Source organism: Sphingobacterium ginsenosidimutans (assembly GCF_039536865.1).
GTDB classification, from domain to species: domain Bacteria; phylum Bacteroidota; class Bacteroidia; order Sphingobacteriales; family Sphingobacteriaceae; genus Sphingobacterium; species Sphingobacterium detergens.
Map to the genome: position 1 here is coordinate 662,155 of NZ_BAAAZK010000002.1, position 19,233 is coordinate 681,387.

Genomic DNA, 19,233 nt, shown 5'->3' on the forward strand with positions numbered 1-19,233 from the left:
TAACGAGATTGCTAAAAAATATGGCTTTATATAAACTCTTACTTCCAAAAATGGGAGAAAGTGTATCGGAGGCAACAATTACCAAATGGCTGAAACAACCTGGTGACTTGATTGAAGAAGATGACACTTTATTGGAAATCGCAACGGATAAAGTTGATTCAGAGGTACCTTCTCCTGTTAGGGGAGTTTTGAAGGAACAACTTTATACTGCAGACCAAATCGTTCAGGTTGGTGATGTTGTTGCAATTATAGAAATAGAAGGAGATACCGAAACAAGTGAACCTACTGTTCAGTCGCCGGAGAGCATAGTCGATCAACCTGCATTTTCAAGCGAAACGACCAATTTGGAAATACCAGGTATAGCGCAATTGGGTAATCCGGTCGAAGAAACAACAAATAAACATTACGAACAAGGTGTCCGCTTTTATTCGCCGCTAGTAAAAAACATCGCGCGTCATGAGGGATTATCTCAGGAGGAGCTTGATCGTATACAAGGTACAGGAGTCGAGGGTAGAGTTACGAAAGAGGATATTCTGTTGTACGTAGCCAATAGAGGCACGCAGCAAAACACAGATCATGCGAAACCAACAAATGCCCCTCTGATCAAAAATGAACCGGCTCAAGTTACACCAACTCCAACAGTCCACACCGTTGTAAATGGTAGCGACGAAATTATCGAAATGGATCGTATGCGACGCTTGATTTCCGATCATATGGTCAAGAGTGTCCAAGTATCCCCACATGTTTGTTCTTTTGTGGAAGCAGATGTAACCAACCTAGTCCTATGGCGCAATAAAGTAAAAGATGCGTATAAGAAACGTGAGGGAGAAAATATTACGTTCACACCACTATTTATAGAAGCCATTACCAAGGCTTTAAAAGACTTTCCTTTGGTTAATATATCAATCGATGGTTATAATATCATTAAAAAGAAAAATATCAATATCGGTATGGCTGCAGCGCTGCCAAATGGCAATCTCATCGTACCGGTAATAAAGAATGCTGATCAGTTGAGTCTAGTAGGGCTAAGCAAATCAGTGAACGACCTTGCACAGCGTTCACGGGCAAATAAATTAAAACCCGATGATACACAAGATGGGACATTCACATTTACCAACATTGGTGCTTTTGGTAATATTATGGGAACACCTATTATCAATCAGCCCCAAGCGGCGATATTGGCAGTCGGTACAATAACAAAGAAACCCGCGGTAATCGAAACAGAATACGGTGATATGATCGGAATTCGACATATGATGTATCTGTCCCTATCCTACGATCACCGTGCAATAGATGGCGCCCTAGGCGGCACATTCCTGAAACGGGTTGCAGACTATCTCGAAAACTGGGATAGCAACAGAGAAATTTAACGGCAACAAGCTATAAAAAAGTGGCTGTCCTTTTGGACAGCCACTTTTTTATTTAACTCCATATATATTCTCACAGGAATATACTTTCAGCTATATTAAGGCGTGTTTATCTTCCGGCAGCTTTTATAATATGCTATTTTCAAATTGAAGCTTCTTTCTCTTGATCACTAATTGGAACCGCAAATAGAGCAATACCGATGAAGTCAATAAACCAAGGGTCAAGCCGTACCAGATCCCTTCAATACCCCAGTCAAAAAGTATTCCCATCACATAACCACTTGGCAGTCCGATAATCCAATAAGCAATAAAAGTAATGATCGTAGGGATATTCACATCACCCATACCTCTCAAAACGCCTAGTCCCACGACCTGAGTACCATCAAATAACTGGAAAAGACCAGCGATGATCAGCAATTGAGCAGCGATAACAACCACCGCCTTATCAGACGTAAAAATATAAGGCAGATAATTATTGAAAATCGCAAACAATGACGCCGTAATCAACATAAAGATCAAAACCAACTGATAAGAAGTTATGGCAAAGCGCTCCAAACGGAACAGGTTTCTATTTCCATAGCTATTGCCCACTTTAATTGTTGCAGCAGCAGCAATACCACTAGCCATCATATAGGTCATTGCAGCTAACTGGATTGCTACCTGATGGGAAGCTTGTGCAGTAGCGCTGATCGTCCCAGCCAGTAGAGACGCTCCGGCAAACGCACCAATTTCAAAAACATATTGCATTGCAACAGGTGCACCGATGCGCAATATTTTCCCTAGTCTTACCTTGTCTATTACTGTAATTTTAAAATGTTGTATATAGCCCTTAAACTTTTGCGATCGCAACACATAGGTCATCATCACCGCCATCATCAAGATACGGTCAATCAGCGTGCTATAGCCGACCCCTTTTACACCCATCGGCGTAATTCCGAACATACCCTTGACAAAGATGACTGCCAATATAATATTGAGTACGTTTCCCCAGATGGTTACATTCATCGCTTGCTTGGTAAAACCCAGACCTTCGGCAAATTGCTTAAATGTACTGAATACCATCAGGGGTAACATAGAAAGACTTAAAATCAATAAATAAGGTTTCGCCTCCTTTACAACAGCCGGATCCTGATTCAGATGATCAATTGCGAGCATAGAACCAAAATAGACCAAACAGAACAACAATATACCAGTAATGATATTCAACCAAAAGCTATTTGATAATAATACAGCGCACTCCTCCTTATTATCGCGACCATTTTCCTGTGCGATCAATGGTGTAATCCCATAGGCAATTCCCAATCCGACTACCATAACGATCATAAAGACAGCGTTCACCAAGGATACTGCGGCCAATGGAATCGTCCCGGCAAAATGGCCGACTATAACGCTGTCCGCGGTATGTACCAATGTATGTCCCAATTGCGAAATGACCACCGGACCGGCCAATACGATCGTGCTTTTGTAATACGGCTTGAATGTTTTAAATTTTCCCAACATAATCAATTCCTCAAAAAAATAGGCACAAAAATACAAAGATATTTCCGCTCTATCGTCATATTAAAAAATATTTAGCAAAAATATAACAAAATTTACTCACCAAATACAGCTCCTTTGTTAAGTAATTTTTATGTTTCAAATACCTTAAAATTATCTTAAATTTACCTGTTAGTCTAAGAACTATAGAAATATAAGTGTAACTTAGCATCTAGTTAGTAATCAAAAGAAGAGGAAAAGAGTATGTACAATCCAGTAATAACATTTCTAAATATCGGAACACAGGAGATGATTTTAATCGTGTTTGCGATCTTGTTACTTTTTGGTGGCAAGAAGCTTCCTGAATTGGCTAGAGGTTTAGGAAGAGGGATACGAGAATTCAAAGATGCATCCGAAGGCATCAAGCGTGAGATTTCAGATCAGATCAATAATTTTGAAAAAGACATAGACGTTAAGACAGAAGTCAAAGAGGAAACCGTCCCTAGCGATGTAAAAGTTGCGGAAGAACAAGCCAAAGCTGAGCAAGAATCCCAGTCAGTAGAAACTGCTGAAAGCTCAGAGTCTGAACCAGCGAAGAAAAAATATGAATTTACAACTCCTGCGGGAGTCGTGGAACACAATCCACATAAGCAATTAGATTACGGAGAGGAACCTTCTCATATCACTTACGGATACAATGACCACTTTGCTGAGGCCAAAAACAACGAAGGAGAAGAAAAGAAACCTACAGAACAAGAGGAAAACACAAACAAACCTGCGTAACTCCATTGCATTAATTTACAATCAGATATTTCATAGAGCTGTTGAATGGTTATTCAACAGCTTTCCTTTTTAAAGTAAAATCTACAATGAGCTTATTATCACACGAAATTACTATTGCTAACGAGCTATCCATAAGCGAAAAACAGGTTCGCACGACAATTCAACTATTAGAAGAAGGCGCTACTGTTCCATTTATCTCCCGCTATCGGAAAGAAATGACAGGAAGTCTGGATGAGGTTCAGATTACGAACATCAGAGATCGTTCCCAACAACTGAAGGATCTGGATAAACGTAAAGAAGCTGTTTTAAAATCCATCGTTGATCAGGGTAAATTGACACCTGAACTTGAACAACAGGTCATGACAGCCGAGACGATGGCGAATCTGGAAGACATCTACCTGCCTTACAAACCCAAACGTAAAACAAGAGCCAGTGTCGCTCGCGAAAAAGGACTTCAGCCACTGGCAGATCTTCTTTTAGCGCAGGAAAAAACAGATTATCTGGAACTTGCAAGTTCGTTAATAGATGCAGAAAAAGGAGTAAACAATAGCGACGAAGCACTAGCCGGAGCAAGAGACATCATTGCTGAAATCATTGCCGAAGACGCGACAGTACGATCCAAATCAAGAGCGATATTCCTAGAAAAGGCTGAATTCGTATCCAGAGTGGTTCCGGGAAAAGAAGAAGCGGCTATCAAATATAAAGATTATTACGAGTGGTCCGAATCGCTAAAAGATGCCCCTTCACACCGCGTTTTGGCGATGCGTCGTGGCGAAAAAGAAGAATTACTTTATCTGGATATCGACATCAATGAAGAAAATATCCTTCCGACCATTGAATCACTTTATATAAAAGGATCCAACGATGCTGCCGCACAAGTAAAATTGGCATTGACAGATAGCTATAAGCGATTATTGAAACCTTCTATGGAGACAGAAATCCGTGTATTGACCCGTCAAAAAGCGGATGAAGAGGCAATCAAGGTTTTTGCAGACAATGTTCGTCAATTACTTTTAGCAGCACCATTGGGACAAAAAAGATTACTTGCAATAGACCCCGGTTTCCGAACTGGATGTAAAACTGTTGTATTGGACGAACAAGGCCAGCTAAAAGAAAACACGGCTATTTTTCCACACAATGGCGCAAATGGACTTGCCGAAGCACAAAAGACAATCAACTATCTTGTATCCAAACACGATATTCAGGCCATTGCGATCGGTAATGGAACGGCAGGACGTGAAACTGAAGATTTTATAAAAAAACTAGGCCTCAACAATGTGACCATTGTTATGGTCAATGAAAGTGGTGCTTCAATCTATTCTGCATCAGAGACTGCACGTGAAGAGTTTCCGGACCATGATATCACCGTACGTGGTGCAGTATCGATCGGAAGAAGATTAATGGATCCATTGGCCGAGTTGGTTAAAATTGATCCAAAATCTATCGGTGTCGGCCAATATCAACATGATGTAGACCAAAATAAGCTACAGACATCGTTGGACGATACCGTCATCAGCTGTGTAAATGCGGTAGGTGTGGAACTGAATACCGCCTCAAAACAGATATTATCATACGTCTCTGGATTAGGGCCATCTCTAGCGCAGCAGATTATTAAATATAGAAATGAAAACGGTCCATTTTCCTCACGTCGAGAATTGAAAAAAGTCCCTCGTCTTGGTGACAAAGCCTATGAACAAGCTGCAGGTTTCCTTCGGATAAGACATGCTGCCAACCCATTGGATTCTTCTGCTGTACACCCTGAGCGTTATGCACTGGTTGAGCAAATGGCAAAAGACCTGGGTAAAAAAGTAGAAGACTTACTTAAAGATGCTGAATTAAGAAAGTCCATTCCCTTGAAAAACTATATCTCTGCGGAAGTGGGCCTACCAACCTTAAATGATATTCTTAATGAACTAGCCAAACCTGGTCTTGATCCAAGGGAAAAGTTTGAAGCCTTTTCATTCACTGACGGTGTCAATAGCATTGGCGATTTACGTATTGGCATGAAACTTCCCGGCATCGTGACCAACATTACCAACTTTGGTGCTTTCGTTGATATTGGCGTACATCAAGATGGCTTAGTACACCTGAGCCAACTGTCCAACCGTTATATCTCCGACCCACATGAGGTGGTCAAAGTACAACAACATGTTACAGTCACGGTTACAGAGGTGGATGAGAAACGTAACCGTATTGCTTTATCGATGAAAACAGATGAAAAACCTGTTCTTCCAAAGAATAAGAAAAATGAAGGCAAAAGACAGCCAGAACCGCAAACCGATATGGCTAGTAAGCTTGCCGCATTAGCGAGTAAATTCAAATAAATTATATATTCCGCTAAAAAAGGCTGATTCCTTTTTAAAGAATCAGCCTTTTTTATGAGTCAGCAATCCCCAGTACACTATTCAACATTTTTATTTTGTATCTTTAAAAGACAACATGCTTTGATTTGTTATGAGAAACTGTATTTTACTATTGTGCTTATCGCTTGTAGCTGTACATTTCCAAGCTAAGGCACAACTTGCTGATGGCGCATATATTTCCACGGCAGGAACCACCAAAAACCTAATTTTGATCAAGGATCACTACCTTTCTTTCATACAATATGATGATACCAATAAGCATTTTGGTTATACTTGGGGCGGCGCAATCCAGCAGCAAGACAACACGATCAATGTAGCTATCGAATATGACACGAAAGACAGTACCGATATCGGTAAATCAACCAGCTTGTATGTTAAAAAGGAAAAAGGTAACATCCAGATAAAGTTGCCCGATTCCAGCAAGATCTTTGTCAAGCAGAAAACCATCGCCCAAGATCTAGATGCACTGTGGAGAATTACGGGGAGACAACAAGATGCAAAGATGCACGAGATTCCAAAAGCAGATCGCAAAACAATCAAGATTCTGGTCGACGGATACTTCCAATGGATTGCCATTAATCCGGCCCAAAAAGGATTTTATGGAACCGGTGGCGGACGTTACAGCTACAAAAACAATCGTTACACAGAGACAATACTATTCTTTTCAAGAGACAATAATAAGGTGGGGCAAGAACTGAATTTTAATGGAAAGCTGGAAGATAACAAATGGCATCACAGTGGAAAAAGCTCTAAAGGAGATGATATTTATGAAATCTGGAGCAAAGAATTAACAAAATGACAATAGAAGAATTTCAATTATTAGACAGTCCTATTCATCACTGGTCTGCTGTACAAAAATCATTGTGGTATGACAAAAAGGGGGATTGGAAAACCGCACACGACCTCATCGATCAGTTAGATGGTGTTGAAGCCGCTCACGTACATGCTTACCTTCACCGCAAGGAAGGAGACCCCTGGAATGCCCGCTATTGGTATAATCGAGCCCGACAGGCAGTATATGCAGGCAGTCTAGATGCCGAATGGAACGAATTGTTTCGATTATATTTCTAACCAATCTAACCATCCTTGTTTGTATTAAACAGGGATTTATTTTAGTATGAAGTTCTCAACTCTTTATAAACCCTTCTTTCTAAAATATTCCGCTGCTGTTTCACAGGAGTTTTATTTACAGCTGATTTACGGAGGTAAACCAAAATAATTTATTAATTATCACCAAACCACAAATTATAATTTATAAATATTCTCAAAACAAATCGTTAGCACTATTTGAGTAACAAAAATAACACAAAAGAAAAACAACAGTGGGTCGGAACACAAAATGGCATGAATATTGAATATAACTTTCTATACTTTAAAAAGTATACTTTTCATAAATTTAGGTTAATAATTGGTTAGGTTAAACACCTGAGGTTCCCCACTTCAGGTGTTTTTTTATAGCTATATATTATCGTTTATTACACTAATAGTAAGCTGTCATCATTAAACCAAAAGTTTATTCTTTAATCAAGTTACATCCAGATTTTGCAGCATAAAAATCAAATACGCTGTATTTTGTTATATAATTACACTTATTTCAGTTGGACCGGCACAAATACAATCTTTCGATAATTCTCCTTTTCGAATAAAACACCAATTCTATTTTTATTTAAAAGCACCAAATCGGAATAGGCTGTATAATCCCCTTTTACATCCGCAGGAGCTTTTGAAACCACATGATTGAAATACCAGGTTTTTCCCTGATCCTTGCTTAATCGAAGCGTTAAATTATCTCTTCTATCTGTGGTTGCAGCGTTGCAAACAGCTAACACATATTCTCCTTTCCTTTGCCAAGAGAGCACAGACCCCTGATTAACGGGATCGGGAAGGTTTTTATCATAATAGGTCGTATCCCAGGTTACTCCGCCATCGTTCGAATAGGATACGATTCGCTCTCTCACATTGCCTTGCTGATTACGGGAATTCATATACAATCCTGTTTCAGAGATCTGAGCTGCCATAGTTTCGTTTGATCCTTCAAATTTGACACTCGCCCCTATTTGGAACGTTTTTCCATGATCATCCGAGTAATAGGAGTGCGCAAAATAATCCCGACCATTTTCTTTGGGATCTCCTTCGGAATGATTTGCAGGAATATAGATACGTCCTTTATATTTACCGGAATCAAACTGCAAAGCATGCCCAGGTGTATTCGCATAGGTTCGCCAGTCCTGTTTGAAGGTATATGATGCATTTACCGCAGGTTGATTGGGGCGATGGGTCTCAAGCGTAATATTTTTTGGATCGGACCAGGTTTTACCACCATCTGTTGAACTAATTGACCAACATTCACGTATACCATTGCCTTTACGAACCTCGCCTTCGTGATTATTACCTGTATTGTAAAAAAGCAATAAACGTCCTTTTGGGTATGCCGGATCCAATAAGTCAACTACAGGAGCGGGATTGCCGACCTGCAAATTATCGTTATCAACAGCGACATGCAAGAGACCCCAAGTTTTACCATTATCCCTACTGACTTTATAAACGATATCGACATTACCGAAATCGCCCGCATGATCCACCCTGCCCTCGGCAAAAGCAATCAATTGTCCAGTTTTATCCTTTACTATTGCCGGTATGCGATAGCTTTTATAACCATCTTCGCCAGCAACAAATACATTGACTTCCTGCGCACGGCTGATTCCAAACAATAGGACTAATGCGGCTGTAATACCTAATTTCCTCATATCTATTTTTGTTAATTATAATACATTTTAATTTGTTCCATTTTTCCGGAAAAGATAGTTTTGACTATCTTTCATTGTCAATAGGAAGACAGGTAAACATCCATTTCAATGGATTTTGCCAATCCGTCCCTTTTAACTCTCCAACAGGAAGTTTTACCACAATTGTATTCCACCCTTGCCGTAATTTTACTTGGGAAGGAATACGATAACTATATCCTTCATCAAACAGCGGAATTTCAAGATCTCCTTTTTGACCAGCATGTTGCCAGTGCGGAGGGAGCACTTCACTCCCATTCACCCAAAGTTTGCTCATTCTATTGTCCCAGGTTCCCAAATGTGGCGAATCGCTTGCATAGGAACGCGAGAGATCATTGAAGCCAATCCAGAAGTTTTTGTATCCCGGTTGATCACTCCAGATCTTGCTTACTGCATAAATGGTGGTATTTTTAAGCGGGCGATCAATTGCCCCCTGAACCACATCCGCCCACCAATGTCGCAATACAATCGTTCCACCATAAAACACACCAATCTGCTGAGCTTCTTGAAACTTCCCCTCCTGCTCCTTATATAAAGACATATCCAGATTTCCCTTATTTTCAAAAGGCCCATACAATGCCCATGTTTGCTTACTCTGCCGATAATAGGGGAAAATAAAATTTTTAAAATACAGCTGTTTATGTTGAAGCAAACGTTCCTCAAATTCAGCAAATTCGGCAAGTCCCCGCGCATCGGTTCTGATATTACTACGCCATTCAAATTCTCCACCACCTCTCCAACTGCGTTCCGCGAAAACAAGCAAGGCCGGATAAATAGCATTTTGATGAAATACATCACGTTCATCACTTACAGCGCGATCTGGCCATGCACATAATGTCGCTCCAAGCAACTTCCTATTTTCGCTCGGCTGTCCCCCCAACTGTCTATAAAACAGTGTTGTTACAGTTTCCAATGGATCCATGTGATTGAGATACAAATGCTTCGAATCAATCACCTCAAAAGGATAATCGTTTGTAATCGACTGAGGTCCACCCATCCAAAGCTGACGTATTGTCTGTGGCTGTAGATTACCACCTGGATCCCAACCAATAGTCTTCATTCCAAGCTGTTCTATCCATCTGGTCATTTCCGGCAAAAATCGCTGATTATGAATCTTCACTTCATCGCCACCGATATGCAGATAAGGTAATCCTGGATAGGTCGTCGCAAATTCCCCGACGAGCTCTTTGATTATTGCAGTACCACTATCGTTTTGCATATCTGTTTTGAAATAACGACGAAAAGCCGCCGAGTGTCCCGGCATATCAATCTCAGGTACGAGCTGGATATGCCGATCATGACAATACTCAATCAACTCCTTCATATCTTCGACAGTATAATATTTCCCTTTCCAGCGCTCCATATTCGATGAATCCGTTAAACCTGGATATTTTTTACTGATCAGTCGCCAAGCAATATCCTCGGTAAAATGAAAATGAAAAACATTCAATTTATACTTAGCCATGATATCAATCTGTTCCTTCAGTATGGCTAGGCTTTGATAGTTGCGCCCCACGTCCACCAGGTATCCCCGCCAACGAAAAGAAGGATAATCGGTAATCGAACAATAGGGAAACTTGCCATAACCGCCCAGCTGACGCAAGGTTTGTAAAGCATAAAAAATACCGGCATTACTTTTGGCCTCAATCTGTATTCCCTTCGAATCAACCACAATTCGATAAGCTTCCAGAGATTCCGAGGGCAAACGCAATTCCATACCACAGCGAATGGATAAAGTAGCTTGCCTTGCATTGTCAAAATCAACCTTCTGTATGTTCCTATTCGCTAATAATACGATCAGCACCTGTTTATTAGCATTTGATATTTCTCCTTTTACCTGTACATTGACCGCCCGCTCAAGATCGTAATAACCTGTCTTCCATTCTACAGATTGGGGCATGGGCAGCAAAGGGCTTCCTGTGCCAGCAAAACAAAAGAAGGGGCTGATGATTAAGCACAAAAAAACAATCAGCTTAACAAAACAGCTATTTGTATCGCAATACCTTCGCATAACCATTTATAACTTGATCGAACTAAATTCCTTCAAAACTTGCATACAATACCACTCCTGACGCGGGAGATGAAAAGGTCCTTTAAATAAATTTCCCTTTGCGGTTTGCGCTATGGTTCCATCCCGGTGAAGATATCCGAACCATTCGCCATTCGTTTTATCATGAAAATGGTCATAAGCGTACTGATTGATTTGTTGATGCCAATGCTTATATTTCGGATCACCCGTCATAACATAAGCAAGTAATGTTGCTATAATCGTTTCATTCTGCGGCCACCAGAATTTCATATCCTGCCAGTATTCTTGAACAGGCTTATTATAGACATCCTTAAAATAGAGTATCCCGCCATATTCTTTGTCCCAGCCGCGTTCCCACATATAATCCAGCATACGGCAGCCAAGGTCAACCAAATCCGGATCCCCATTCCGATATCTTGCTTCATGCAAAATAAACCAAGCGCCCTCAATAGCATGGCCCGGATTGAGTGTACGTCCATCAATATGGTCGATAATTTCCCCCTGCGGCCCCACCTGTTCCATGACACATCGAATATCATCTTTTACAAAATCTTTTTCGATTTCCGCTATACAGGAACTAATGACTTGGTCACAACGTGGGTCATTAATAGTTTCGCGGATCTGTTGTGCCGTGTTGATCATAATCATCGGTACGCCTATTCCCTTCATTGGTCTAGTTGGTTCATATTTTGGCTCGATCAATTTTGCACCATTTGCATAGTCTATGCATATACCAAATAGATGTCGAGCTTCTGCCGCAATATTCAGATCCCCGGCTGCTTTTGCATAGGCAGCAAATGCTATGGCCGCAAATGTCTCGGAGAAAAAATAACGACGCATACGAATTGGATTTCCCTGACGGTCTACATGAAAATACATTTTGCCATTTGCATCAAAACAATATTTCTTCAGAAATTCATAACCAATGCGAGCGGCTTCCAACCATTCTTCTTTTTGTTCAACCGTATTGTAAAGTGTAGCCAGCAACCAGCATGCCCGGCCCTGTATCCATACAGCCTTATCGGTATCAATCAAGGTACCCTCCTGATCCCGCATGAATAGATAGCCACCACATTCATGGTCAATTGATCGAGGAAACCAAAATGGAAGGGTATCTTCTAAAAGCTTATCGCTATAAAAGACTTCCAATTCTTTCAAATAAGCAGCATCTAGTATTTCTGTTGTATCTTTTATATTTGTCTGTTTCATCTTTTCCAGTTTTTACATCAATTCGTTTAGGTTTACTTTATTCTCAAATCAAAGGTGGACACTGGTATACCAATTTCATTCTGAAGATTTGCCCGGCTGAAAGGTTCGTATCCATACAGCAGTCTGATCAGATCTACCGTTGGTTTTCGGATCTCGACGACATTTTCCGATACGATACTAGCGTTAGCTTCGAATATTCTGCCCCTATTGTCCACCAATTGAAAACCTTTTAGAGGGCCGTTGCCCTTTACTTTTAATCGGGCACAATGATCGAATGTCAATAACAGCTTATCCGCTTGGACCTTGCATCTTACGGGCTCCGGATGATTCGCATTCAACGATGCTCCATATACATATTTACTCACCAAGTTGGCCAGACGCTGGCCTACCAATAACTTTTCGTGCGGATGTACATCCAAAGAATCACCGAGATCAAATGTTACTGCCATATGGGTATCTTCAATCTGTTTCTCCAATAAGCGTTGCGAGTTTCTAAAGTCACCCCATGAAGGTCTATCCAAACTCGTCAGCTGAACAAAATAGAAAGGCAGATGCTGATTGAAATTTTTTCGCCAGGAAGACACCAATGTTTTGAAAAGACGCTCATGAAGTTCCATGTTATGGGTATTACTTTCACCTTGATACCAAAGTATCGCTTTCAAACCTGTATCCAGCCATTTATTGACTCCTGCTTCAAAATTGTAGGCCGGCTGATAAGGGTGGCGTTGGTTCCTTATTGTTGAATGAAACAAATTTTGACTGGCGCGCTCCCGACAAAAGTCCTGCAAAAAATCTGATTTCCGCCAGTTGTGGATATAAGAAGCCAACAGATCGTCGTTTTCTAAAGACTTGCGGTCAATCCATGATTCCGTATTAGATCCACCAACAGATAAATCAATAATGCCAATAGGTATATGTTGTTCTCTAGCGATCTGTTCAGCGAAAGAATAGGCTACGGCGGAAAACCCTGCCGCTTCATCTGATGTAGGCACAGCCCAAGCACCATCAAAATACAGTAAGTCGTTGACTTTTTTTAAGGTAGCGGTATCCCAGGCAACCGCGTTGGTTTCAGCTAAATTACGGCATTTAAAAAGACGCAGATTCTTTAAGCCAGCTGCATCTTTGATTAACTGCTCACCTTTTGTGGCTCTACGAAGTTCAAAAGCCATGTTCGATTGTCCGGAAGCGAGATATACATCTCCAAAGAGGATATTTTTTAATTCGATTTTTTTATTACCCGAGTATATCAGGATATTGTAAGGCCCCCCGGCCCTCATCTTGGGAAGTTTGATTACCCAAAAGCCATCAGGATGCACGATGGTCTTAAAAGTCTTTTTATTAAATACAATTTTTACCTCAGCTGCTGCAGTTCCCTTACCATGAATACTATTTTCCCAGTCACGTTGGAGTACCATATCCGAACCGAGCGTTTCAGCCACTTGCAAGTCCTGTTTAAGGGGGCGTAATATATTAGCTACCTGTCTTGCGATTATTGCTGCCCCTTGTCGATTTGGATGTAAATAGTCATCAAACAGATCAATTCGAGTATGGAGCGGCGTATGAAGATCAATCAATCCCACCTGATTACTCGCCGCTATCTGTGGTAAAAGTGCCTGAATTTGATCATACCACGCACGTGTCCCAGATAGAAAACGCGGATGGCCACTAAAAATCGGTGTCAACCGACATATATAAATCTGCATGTCTCGGTTGACCGCCCGTATGGAGTCAATCAATGCTGCATAATCCGATGAAAATGAATTTCTGTAATTGGGCCAATTTCTTGGATCCGTATCATTGAGCCCCAGGTGGATAATGGTAACATCGGGTTTAAAAGCCAATGCCTTTCGGTATTCAGGCGTTTTATCATACGGTCTATGCCCTTTACGCAATAGTGTAGCCCCCGAATGACCAAAATTACGTACCTCAAACTCCTGGCCCAGCAAGGCTTGAAGTTGAACGGGATAAGAATCCTGTGCCGGATGAGCAAGACCATAGCCAAAGGTTACGGAGTTACCGATACAAGCGACCTTAATAGGTGCTTGTCCCAGAGAGGTTGAAAAAGGGACAATCAAACTTATAAAAAACATCAGCTTTTTCAGCATGCGATTGGCGATCGACCCAATTATAGATTTCATCTTCATTGCCTGATATATTAAGGAAATCATTATTCCTCCGTCTCTTTCGGTTTCAGCAATAGTAGCTGCAATAAAAGAGCGATTAATACTGCTCCGCCTAGCACCGCGAACCCCAGTCCAAAGTGCCCTTCATCTTTAAACTTGCCCAACCATTGGGTTATAGCGGCACCGGCAAATACACCTACCATATTCATGAACCCATAAGCTGTTGCGCGCAAGTTGTTCGGCACGATCTGACAAAGAATAGGCATATTGTTTGCATCGAATATCCCGAAACCAATTCCAAAACAAATTGCGGCCCCCAATACGGCGGGCAGTGTCTGCCCGACACCCAAAAGCACCAAAGCGGGGATGGTTAACCCAAGACCAATAGCGCTGGTATAGATGCGGCCCCGAATATGCTTTTGCACCCATCGGTCACTCACTATTCCACCTACAATTACGCCGATAAAGGATGATATCGCAATCGTAATCGTCGATAAAGGACCTGCACTGGCCATTGGTATACCCAGACTGTCCGCAAATAAAGTCGGCAGCCAATTTTTTATGGCCCATCCCGGCAAACTTGGCGCGGCGAAATAAAACAATAGAATCCAAAATGCCACATTGGAGAAGATTAGTAACAGACTTTTATGCAGCGACAATTGGCCTTTCAAATTTACCTCTTCCGAAGCGGGTTCATTCTTTTTTTCCACGAGTAACAACGCGAGAACCAAGGCATAGCAAATTCCTATAATTCCAAACCAATGAAACGCAGTATGCCATCCCTTCGTCGCAGCCAATGTAGCTCCAAAGCCCCCCAATGCCTGACCAGTATATAATCCTGTCATATGCAGACCAATGGCAAGTGAACGGTTTTTCCCCGTATGATAATCTGCGATCAACGAAAGCGCAGTAGGAATATATAAGGCTTCACTAAATCCCATAATAGCCCTTAATACCAGTAATGTAGGATAGTCATTTGCCATCCCCATTCCATAAGTTACTGCAGACCAGACAAACAAACTTCCTACGATCAGCCATTTTCTATTGCTACGATCAGCAACAATGCCCGCTATAGGACTCATGATGCCATAGATATAAAGAAAAACTGCCATTAACACACCAAAAGTTTCGGCACTTTGCAATACGGGGATATCAATTTGCATGGCATCCCGCATGGTCGACAGCATTTGACGATCCATGTAATTCAATAGGGCTACCCCCCAAAGTAGGGCTACAACGAGCCAGGGATAAAAAGATTTATTTTGTAAGGAAGATATCATATTGGTCTATATTCTGTTTTTTATCCGATCACTTTAAAAATGTAGCCAGTAAAATCTTTGGGGATCGAACACCAGCTTTAACTTCACCACTCGGTAAGACAATCATATCATCCCATACAACAGCTGTTGTTGTCACCGGAGCATTGGAAGGAAGCTCCCCGGTCTTCTTCCATTTTTCATAGCTCAGATCATAACGCCAGATCTCCCGTCCAAATCCGGGGTGATTGCGCTGCAGCTGATTCTTAACCTCGATCAACTGTTTTGCTTCCTGTTGATCAGATGCGCGCTTGGCTTCAAAGATTAAAGTCTCAACACGATGAAAAGTAGTTCCACGGTCTGCGCTGAGCAGCCATAATCCATCATCCGGCAAAATACAGGCGACAGCAGCAGCGGCCTTAAAAGGGATTTCTGTTAGCTTTTCCCAGTGCTTTCCTCCATCCGAAGATTTCAGTACCGTTTGATACAATGTAGAGGCAGTATCCTTATTAGCCTTTCGTCCCCCAACGACAAATAGATTGTGCGATTTGTCCGCAAGCAATTGCAAATGTGAAGCCGCATATGGCAGTGTTCCGACCTGTATCCATCCCTGAGCGAGATTGTTCAGATCAAGTTGCAGGATTTGATCTGATACCGCATCCTGAAATTCACCGCCCACAATAAAAATTTTATTTTCGATGCAGACCGCTCCCATGTTGGACAGGGGCGATGGAAGATCTGGATAACGCAGTGCTGTGATTTTCCCTGTATCCTTATCAAAGTTAATTAAGTGACAGGCATTTGTTTTTCCTTCTTGGGTCTCCCCGCCAATGACGCACAGTCCATTTGGTAAACATAAACTGGCAGCATAGGCAACAGCCTCCGCTAGCGTATCACGTGCAAGCAAATGAACTGTCTTGCCTTTTTTTGAATAAACAAACAGCTCCCTTTGGATTTCTTTTGCTCCACCTTCCCAAGGCGGCAAATCCGGAAAATTAGCCCCACCACCAATGAGTAAATAACCGTTGGAGAGACCAGCAATTGGACCGGCAACCCCAATGGAAGGCTTTCCATTTTGCATCATCGGCAATTCAATGGAATTACGCCATTCCAAACGGCCTACCTGTCCATTAACACTACTTGCAAAGAGTATTCCCACGACGATTCCCATCCAATTTTGTTTTGTCATAATTATTTATTCTCGAATATCTCGTTAGCCATTCCTTGTAATTTCACCATGGGAAGCATATATTCCCATGGTGAAATTCTGATTTGCATTATTGCATGCAAAAATCCTGAAAACCGACTTTATTTACGTCAGCCTTAAAAGCCTCAACTTGTTCCCCAGGCATATTTTTAACAGGCAATCTAAATTCGCCACAATTTAAACCAATTAATTTCATATACGCCTTTCCCACCGCGATACCACCATACTTACCCAACAATGCAATCATATCAATTGATTGTTGCTGCAAGGTATTGGCCTTTTCCAAATCCCCTTCATTATACGCTTCGATCAAGTCCAGGTATAAAGGAGCTGCATAATTATAGGTACTCCCGACCGCGCCAATATTACCCAATACCAAAGCGGACAGCATATTTTCATCTCTTCCCCAGAGCATGTCATATTTGCGTTCAGCATAATTCATGCAGCTCAGAAAGTCCATAAAATCTTCATGTGTATATTTAATCCCCCTAAAATTGGGTATTACTCCATCCACTTTTTTCAATAATTCGATCATCTGAAAATTTCCGCCGGTCAATACCGGAATATGATAATAATAGAAAGCCGTATTCGGAGCAGCACGGGCGATTTCCATACAACACTTTGCCAACTGATCTACATTCGCAGGTTTAAAATATGACGGTGACGTAAAAGAAACAACATCGACTCCTGCCTGCTCGGCAAGCTCAGCCAGCTGTTTACATTCTTTGATATTCGTTCCCCCCAGGAGCATCATTAATGTAAACGCCGGATCGTCCTTTGTCAGTTTGGCCCAAGCGGTCATTACCGCAACTTTTTCGTCAAATGTCAGCGATACGCCCTCTCCGGTCGAGCCACAAATAAAGGCACCCGACACCCTATTTCGCTTTAGCATCTCATAATAGGATGGAATCAATTCGAGATTCAGCTCACCGTTTTCGTCAAAAGGAGTAAATGGCGCAGCAATTAATCCCGATATTTTTTGATTTAGCATATGATAATTTATGTGAATAGTTAAAAACACCCGCGTTCAATTTACCTGTTTAAAATTGAGATAGGCCATTATTGAATTAAGTTCCTTTATATCCAGGGTTTTGCTGATCATTTAATTGAGGATCTTCTGTTAAAGTCTGTAAATCGATCGGCCACAAAATTTTATGTTTCTGTGCATCATTGTTATCCAAAACTCCAACCAGATTCAGATTTTTACGAAACAACAGTGGCAGCCCATTTCCATCCTGCATTCTTCTTAAATCAAACCATCGCTTACCTTCCGACACAAACTCCTTTGTACGCTCGTAGAAAATTGCGATCTCATTCGCTTCAAAGCTTCCATTGTTAAACAACGGAGCTTGCCCGCCATACGCACGGTTCCGAACAGCCATAATTTCAGCGGTGGGATCCGCACCCAATTTATTCTTGATCTCTGCCAATAATAAATACGCTTCTGCCGCACGATAAATAGGATAGTCATCCGAATAGTTACGTACCCCATCAATTAAGGTACCCAGGAACTTTCTAAAGACAACAGCGGATGTGTTTCCTTTATTAAAATTTAAAAAAGTAGCATTGGCTCTGTTGTCCTTTTTTTCATATAATCTGTACAAATCCATTTTATATTCATAACGGATCAATCCCGTAGATCCCGTTTGCAGTGGATCTTTAGGAATCACTTGGCCGTTATCATCCATATACCCAGTAATATCATCACTTGCAGCATAAATAAAATTATTAAAAAAGGAAGTAGACTCACCATTCAAATAGCGGATGACAAAAATCATTTCAGCATTCCCTTTCATCGTTGGCATACTAGCAGACTTAAACTGTTCAGCAAAATTATTGACCAGATTATATTTAGGAATTACCTCTTCTACGGCAGCTTTCGCCAACTGCAAATCGGAGTTGGTATTTTTTGGAGATTGTCCATCTATGTTCACTTTTGCGGACCATAGATAAACCTCCGTTTTCAACATCTTTGTTGCCGCCAAGGACCATTGCGCTTTCTGATTTTTTGTCTCGTAATTCCCTGAAAATGATTTCTCAGATTTATCTATCTCTGATTTGATAAAATCAAAAGTTTCTTTTTCGGTATCAGTTCTCGCTTTATAGGCCTGGTCGGCTGAAGTTGGCGTATTTACCGCAGCTTGAGGTTCCGTCACTAATGGTACCCGTCCATAGGTTCTGAACAGATAAAAATAGTAAAATGCACGCAGCCCATAAGCCTGCCCCAAGTAATACCCTTTTTGAGCGTCGGTCAAATAATCCGCTTTCTCGACTTGGTAGATAAAATTATTGACCTGGAATATGGTGCCGTACAAGCCCGCCCATCCGCTTATACCTGGTGCACTTTCCCGAATATCCTGCGTAATTATCCCCGCCGAGTTCAGGGATGCGGTTCCGGTAAAACTGGTACCATCCCTTAATGTTCCAGCCCGCAGTTCGCCCAGGCTCCATAAGTTCTGCTGTTGACTACGCAATTGACTATGTAGCCCCAGCATCGCGCCGGCAACTTGATCATTACTTTTCCAGAAACTTCCACTTGCAAAATAGTCTTCCGGCGTAATTTCCAGATCAATTTCTTTGCAAGATGTAAATGCCGCTATGATAACACAGCAATAAACAAATATCTTTTTCATAATT

General features: G+C 41.4%; 14 protein-coding genes. 5 read left to right on the top strand and 9 right to left on the bottom strand.

Annotated elements, in window-relative coordinates; translation table 11 throughout:
• Positions 1-20: 20 nt before the first annotated feature.
• On the top strand, positions 21-1,370 hold the full coding sequence (locus ABFX33_RS02640; protein ID WP_346084124.1) for a dihydrolipoamide acetyltransferase family protein: 1,350 nt from the start codon (positions 21-23) through the stop codon (positions 1,368-1,370).
• Positions 1,371-1,493: 123 nt separating this feature from the next.
• On the opposite strand, the gene ABFX33_RS02645 is transcribed toward ABFX33_RS02640, so the two are convergent.
• Positions 1,494-2,867, bottom strand: a complete 1,374-nt coding sequence (locus ABFX33_RS02645; RefSeq protein WP_257093136.1) for an MATE family efflux transporter — start codon at positions 2,865-2,867, stop codon at positions 1,494-1,496.
• 240 nt (positions 2,868-3,107) lie between these two features.
• Here ABFX33_RS02645 and ABFX33_RS02650 point away from each other — a divergent pair, with 240 nt between their 5' ends.
• The 4 genes from ABFX33_RS02650 (at position 3,108) to ABFX33_RS02665 (ending at position 7,060) form a co-directional block, all read left to right on the top strand.
• Complete coding sequence (locus tag ABFX33_RS02650) at positions 3,108-3,626, top strand: Sec-independent protein translocase subunit TatA/TatB (RefSeq protein ID WP_120259556.1); 519 nt, start codon at positions 3,108-3,110, stop codon at positions 3,624-3,626.
• An 86-nt stretch (positions 3,627-3,712) separates the two neighbouring features.
• Complete coding sequence (locus ABFX33_RS02655) at positions 3,713-5,950, top strand: Tex family protein (protein ID WP_346084126.1); 2,238 nt, start codon at positions 3,713-3,715, stop codon at positions 5,948-5,950.
• Positions 5,951-6,080: 130 nt separating this feature from the next.
• Positions 6,081-6,788, top strand: coding sequence for a hypothetical protein (locus ABFX33_RS02660; protein WP_257093144.1), 708 nt, complete (start codon positions 6,081-6,083; stop codon positions 6,786-6,788).
• Positions 6,785-7,060 (top strand): hypothetical protein, encoded by a 276-nt coding sequence (locus tag ABFX33_RS02665; protein ID WP_120259553.1) that lies wholly within the window; start codon positions 6,785-6,787, stop codon positions 7,058-7,060. The genes ABFX33_RS02660 and ABFX33_RS02665 overlap by 4 nt, the downstream gene beginning before the upstream one ends.
• 518 nt (positions 7,061-7,578) lie before the next feature.
• On the opposite strand, the gene ABFX33_RS02670 is transcribed toward ABFX33_RS02665, so the two are convergent.
• From ABFX33_RS02670 to ABFX33_RS02705, 8 genes are all read right to left on the bottom strand, one after another.
• A complete protein-coding gene (locus ABFX33_RS02670) occupies positions 7,579-8,736 on the bottom strand; it encodes a sialidase family protein (protein ID WP_257093147.1) in 1,158 nt (385 codons plus the stop codon).
• A 64-nt stretch (positions 8,737-8,800) separates the two neighbouring features.
• Positions 8,801-10,672 carry a family 20 glycosylhydrolase gene (locus ABFX33_RS02675; RefSeq protein WP_346084129.1) on the bottom strand — a complete coding sequence of 624 codons (1,872 nt, stop codon included), beginning with the start codon at positions 10,670-10,672 and terminating at the stop codon, positions 8,801-8,803.
• Between the two features lie 117 nt (positions 10,673-10,789).
• On the bottom strand, positions 10,790-12,010 hold the full coding sequence (locus ABFX33_RS02680; RefSeq protein WP_346084131.1) for an AGE family epimerase/isomerase: 1,221 nt from the start codon (positions 12,008-12,010) through the stop codon (positions 10,790-10,792).
• A gap of 32 nt (positions 12,011-12,042) precedes the next feature.
• A complete protein-coding gene (locus ABFX33_RS02685) occupies positions 12,043-14,148 on the bottom strand; it encodes a GDSL-type esterase/lipase family protein (RefSeq protein WP_346084133.1) in 2,106 nt (701 codons plus the stop codon).
• A 29-nt stretch (positions 14,149-14,177) separates the two neighbouring features.
• Positions 14,178-15,413, bottom strand: coding sequence for an MFS transporter (locus tag ABFX33_RS02690; RefSeq protein ID WP_346084134.1), 1,236 nt, complete (start codon positions 15,411-15,413; stop codon positions 14,178-14,180).
• A gap of 28 nt (positions 15,414-15,441) precedes the next feature.
• A complete protein-coding gene (locus tag ABFX33_RS02695; protein WP_346084136.1) occupies positions 15,442-16,578 on the bottom strand; it encodes a hypothetical protein in 1,137 nt (378 codons plus the stop codon).
• A gap of 88 nt (positions 16,579-16,666) precedes the next feature.
• Positions 16,667-17,587, bottom strand: coding sequence for a dihydrodipicolinate synthase family protein (locus ABFX33_RS02700; protein ID WP_346084138.1), 921 nt, complete (start codon positions 17,585-17,587; stop codon positions 16,667-16,669).
• A gap of 76 nt (positions 17,588-17,663) precedes the next feature.
• Positions 17,664-19,229 carry a RagB/SusD family nutrient uptake outer membrane protein gene (locus tag ABFX33_RS02705; protein ID WP_346084139.1) on the bottom strand — a complete coding sequence of 522 codons (1,566 nt, stop codon included), beginning with the start codon at positions 19,227-19,229 and terminating at the stop codon, positions 17,664-17,666.
• Positions 19,230-19,233 lie beyond the last annotated feature (4 nt).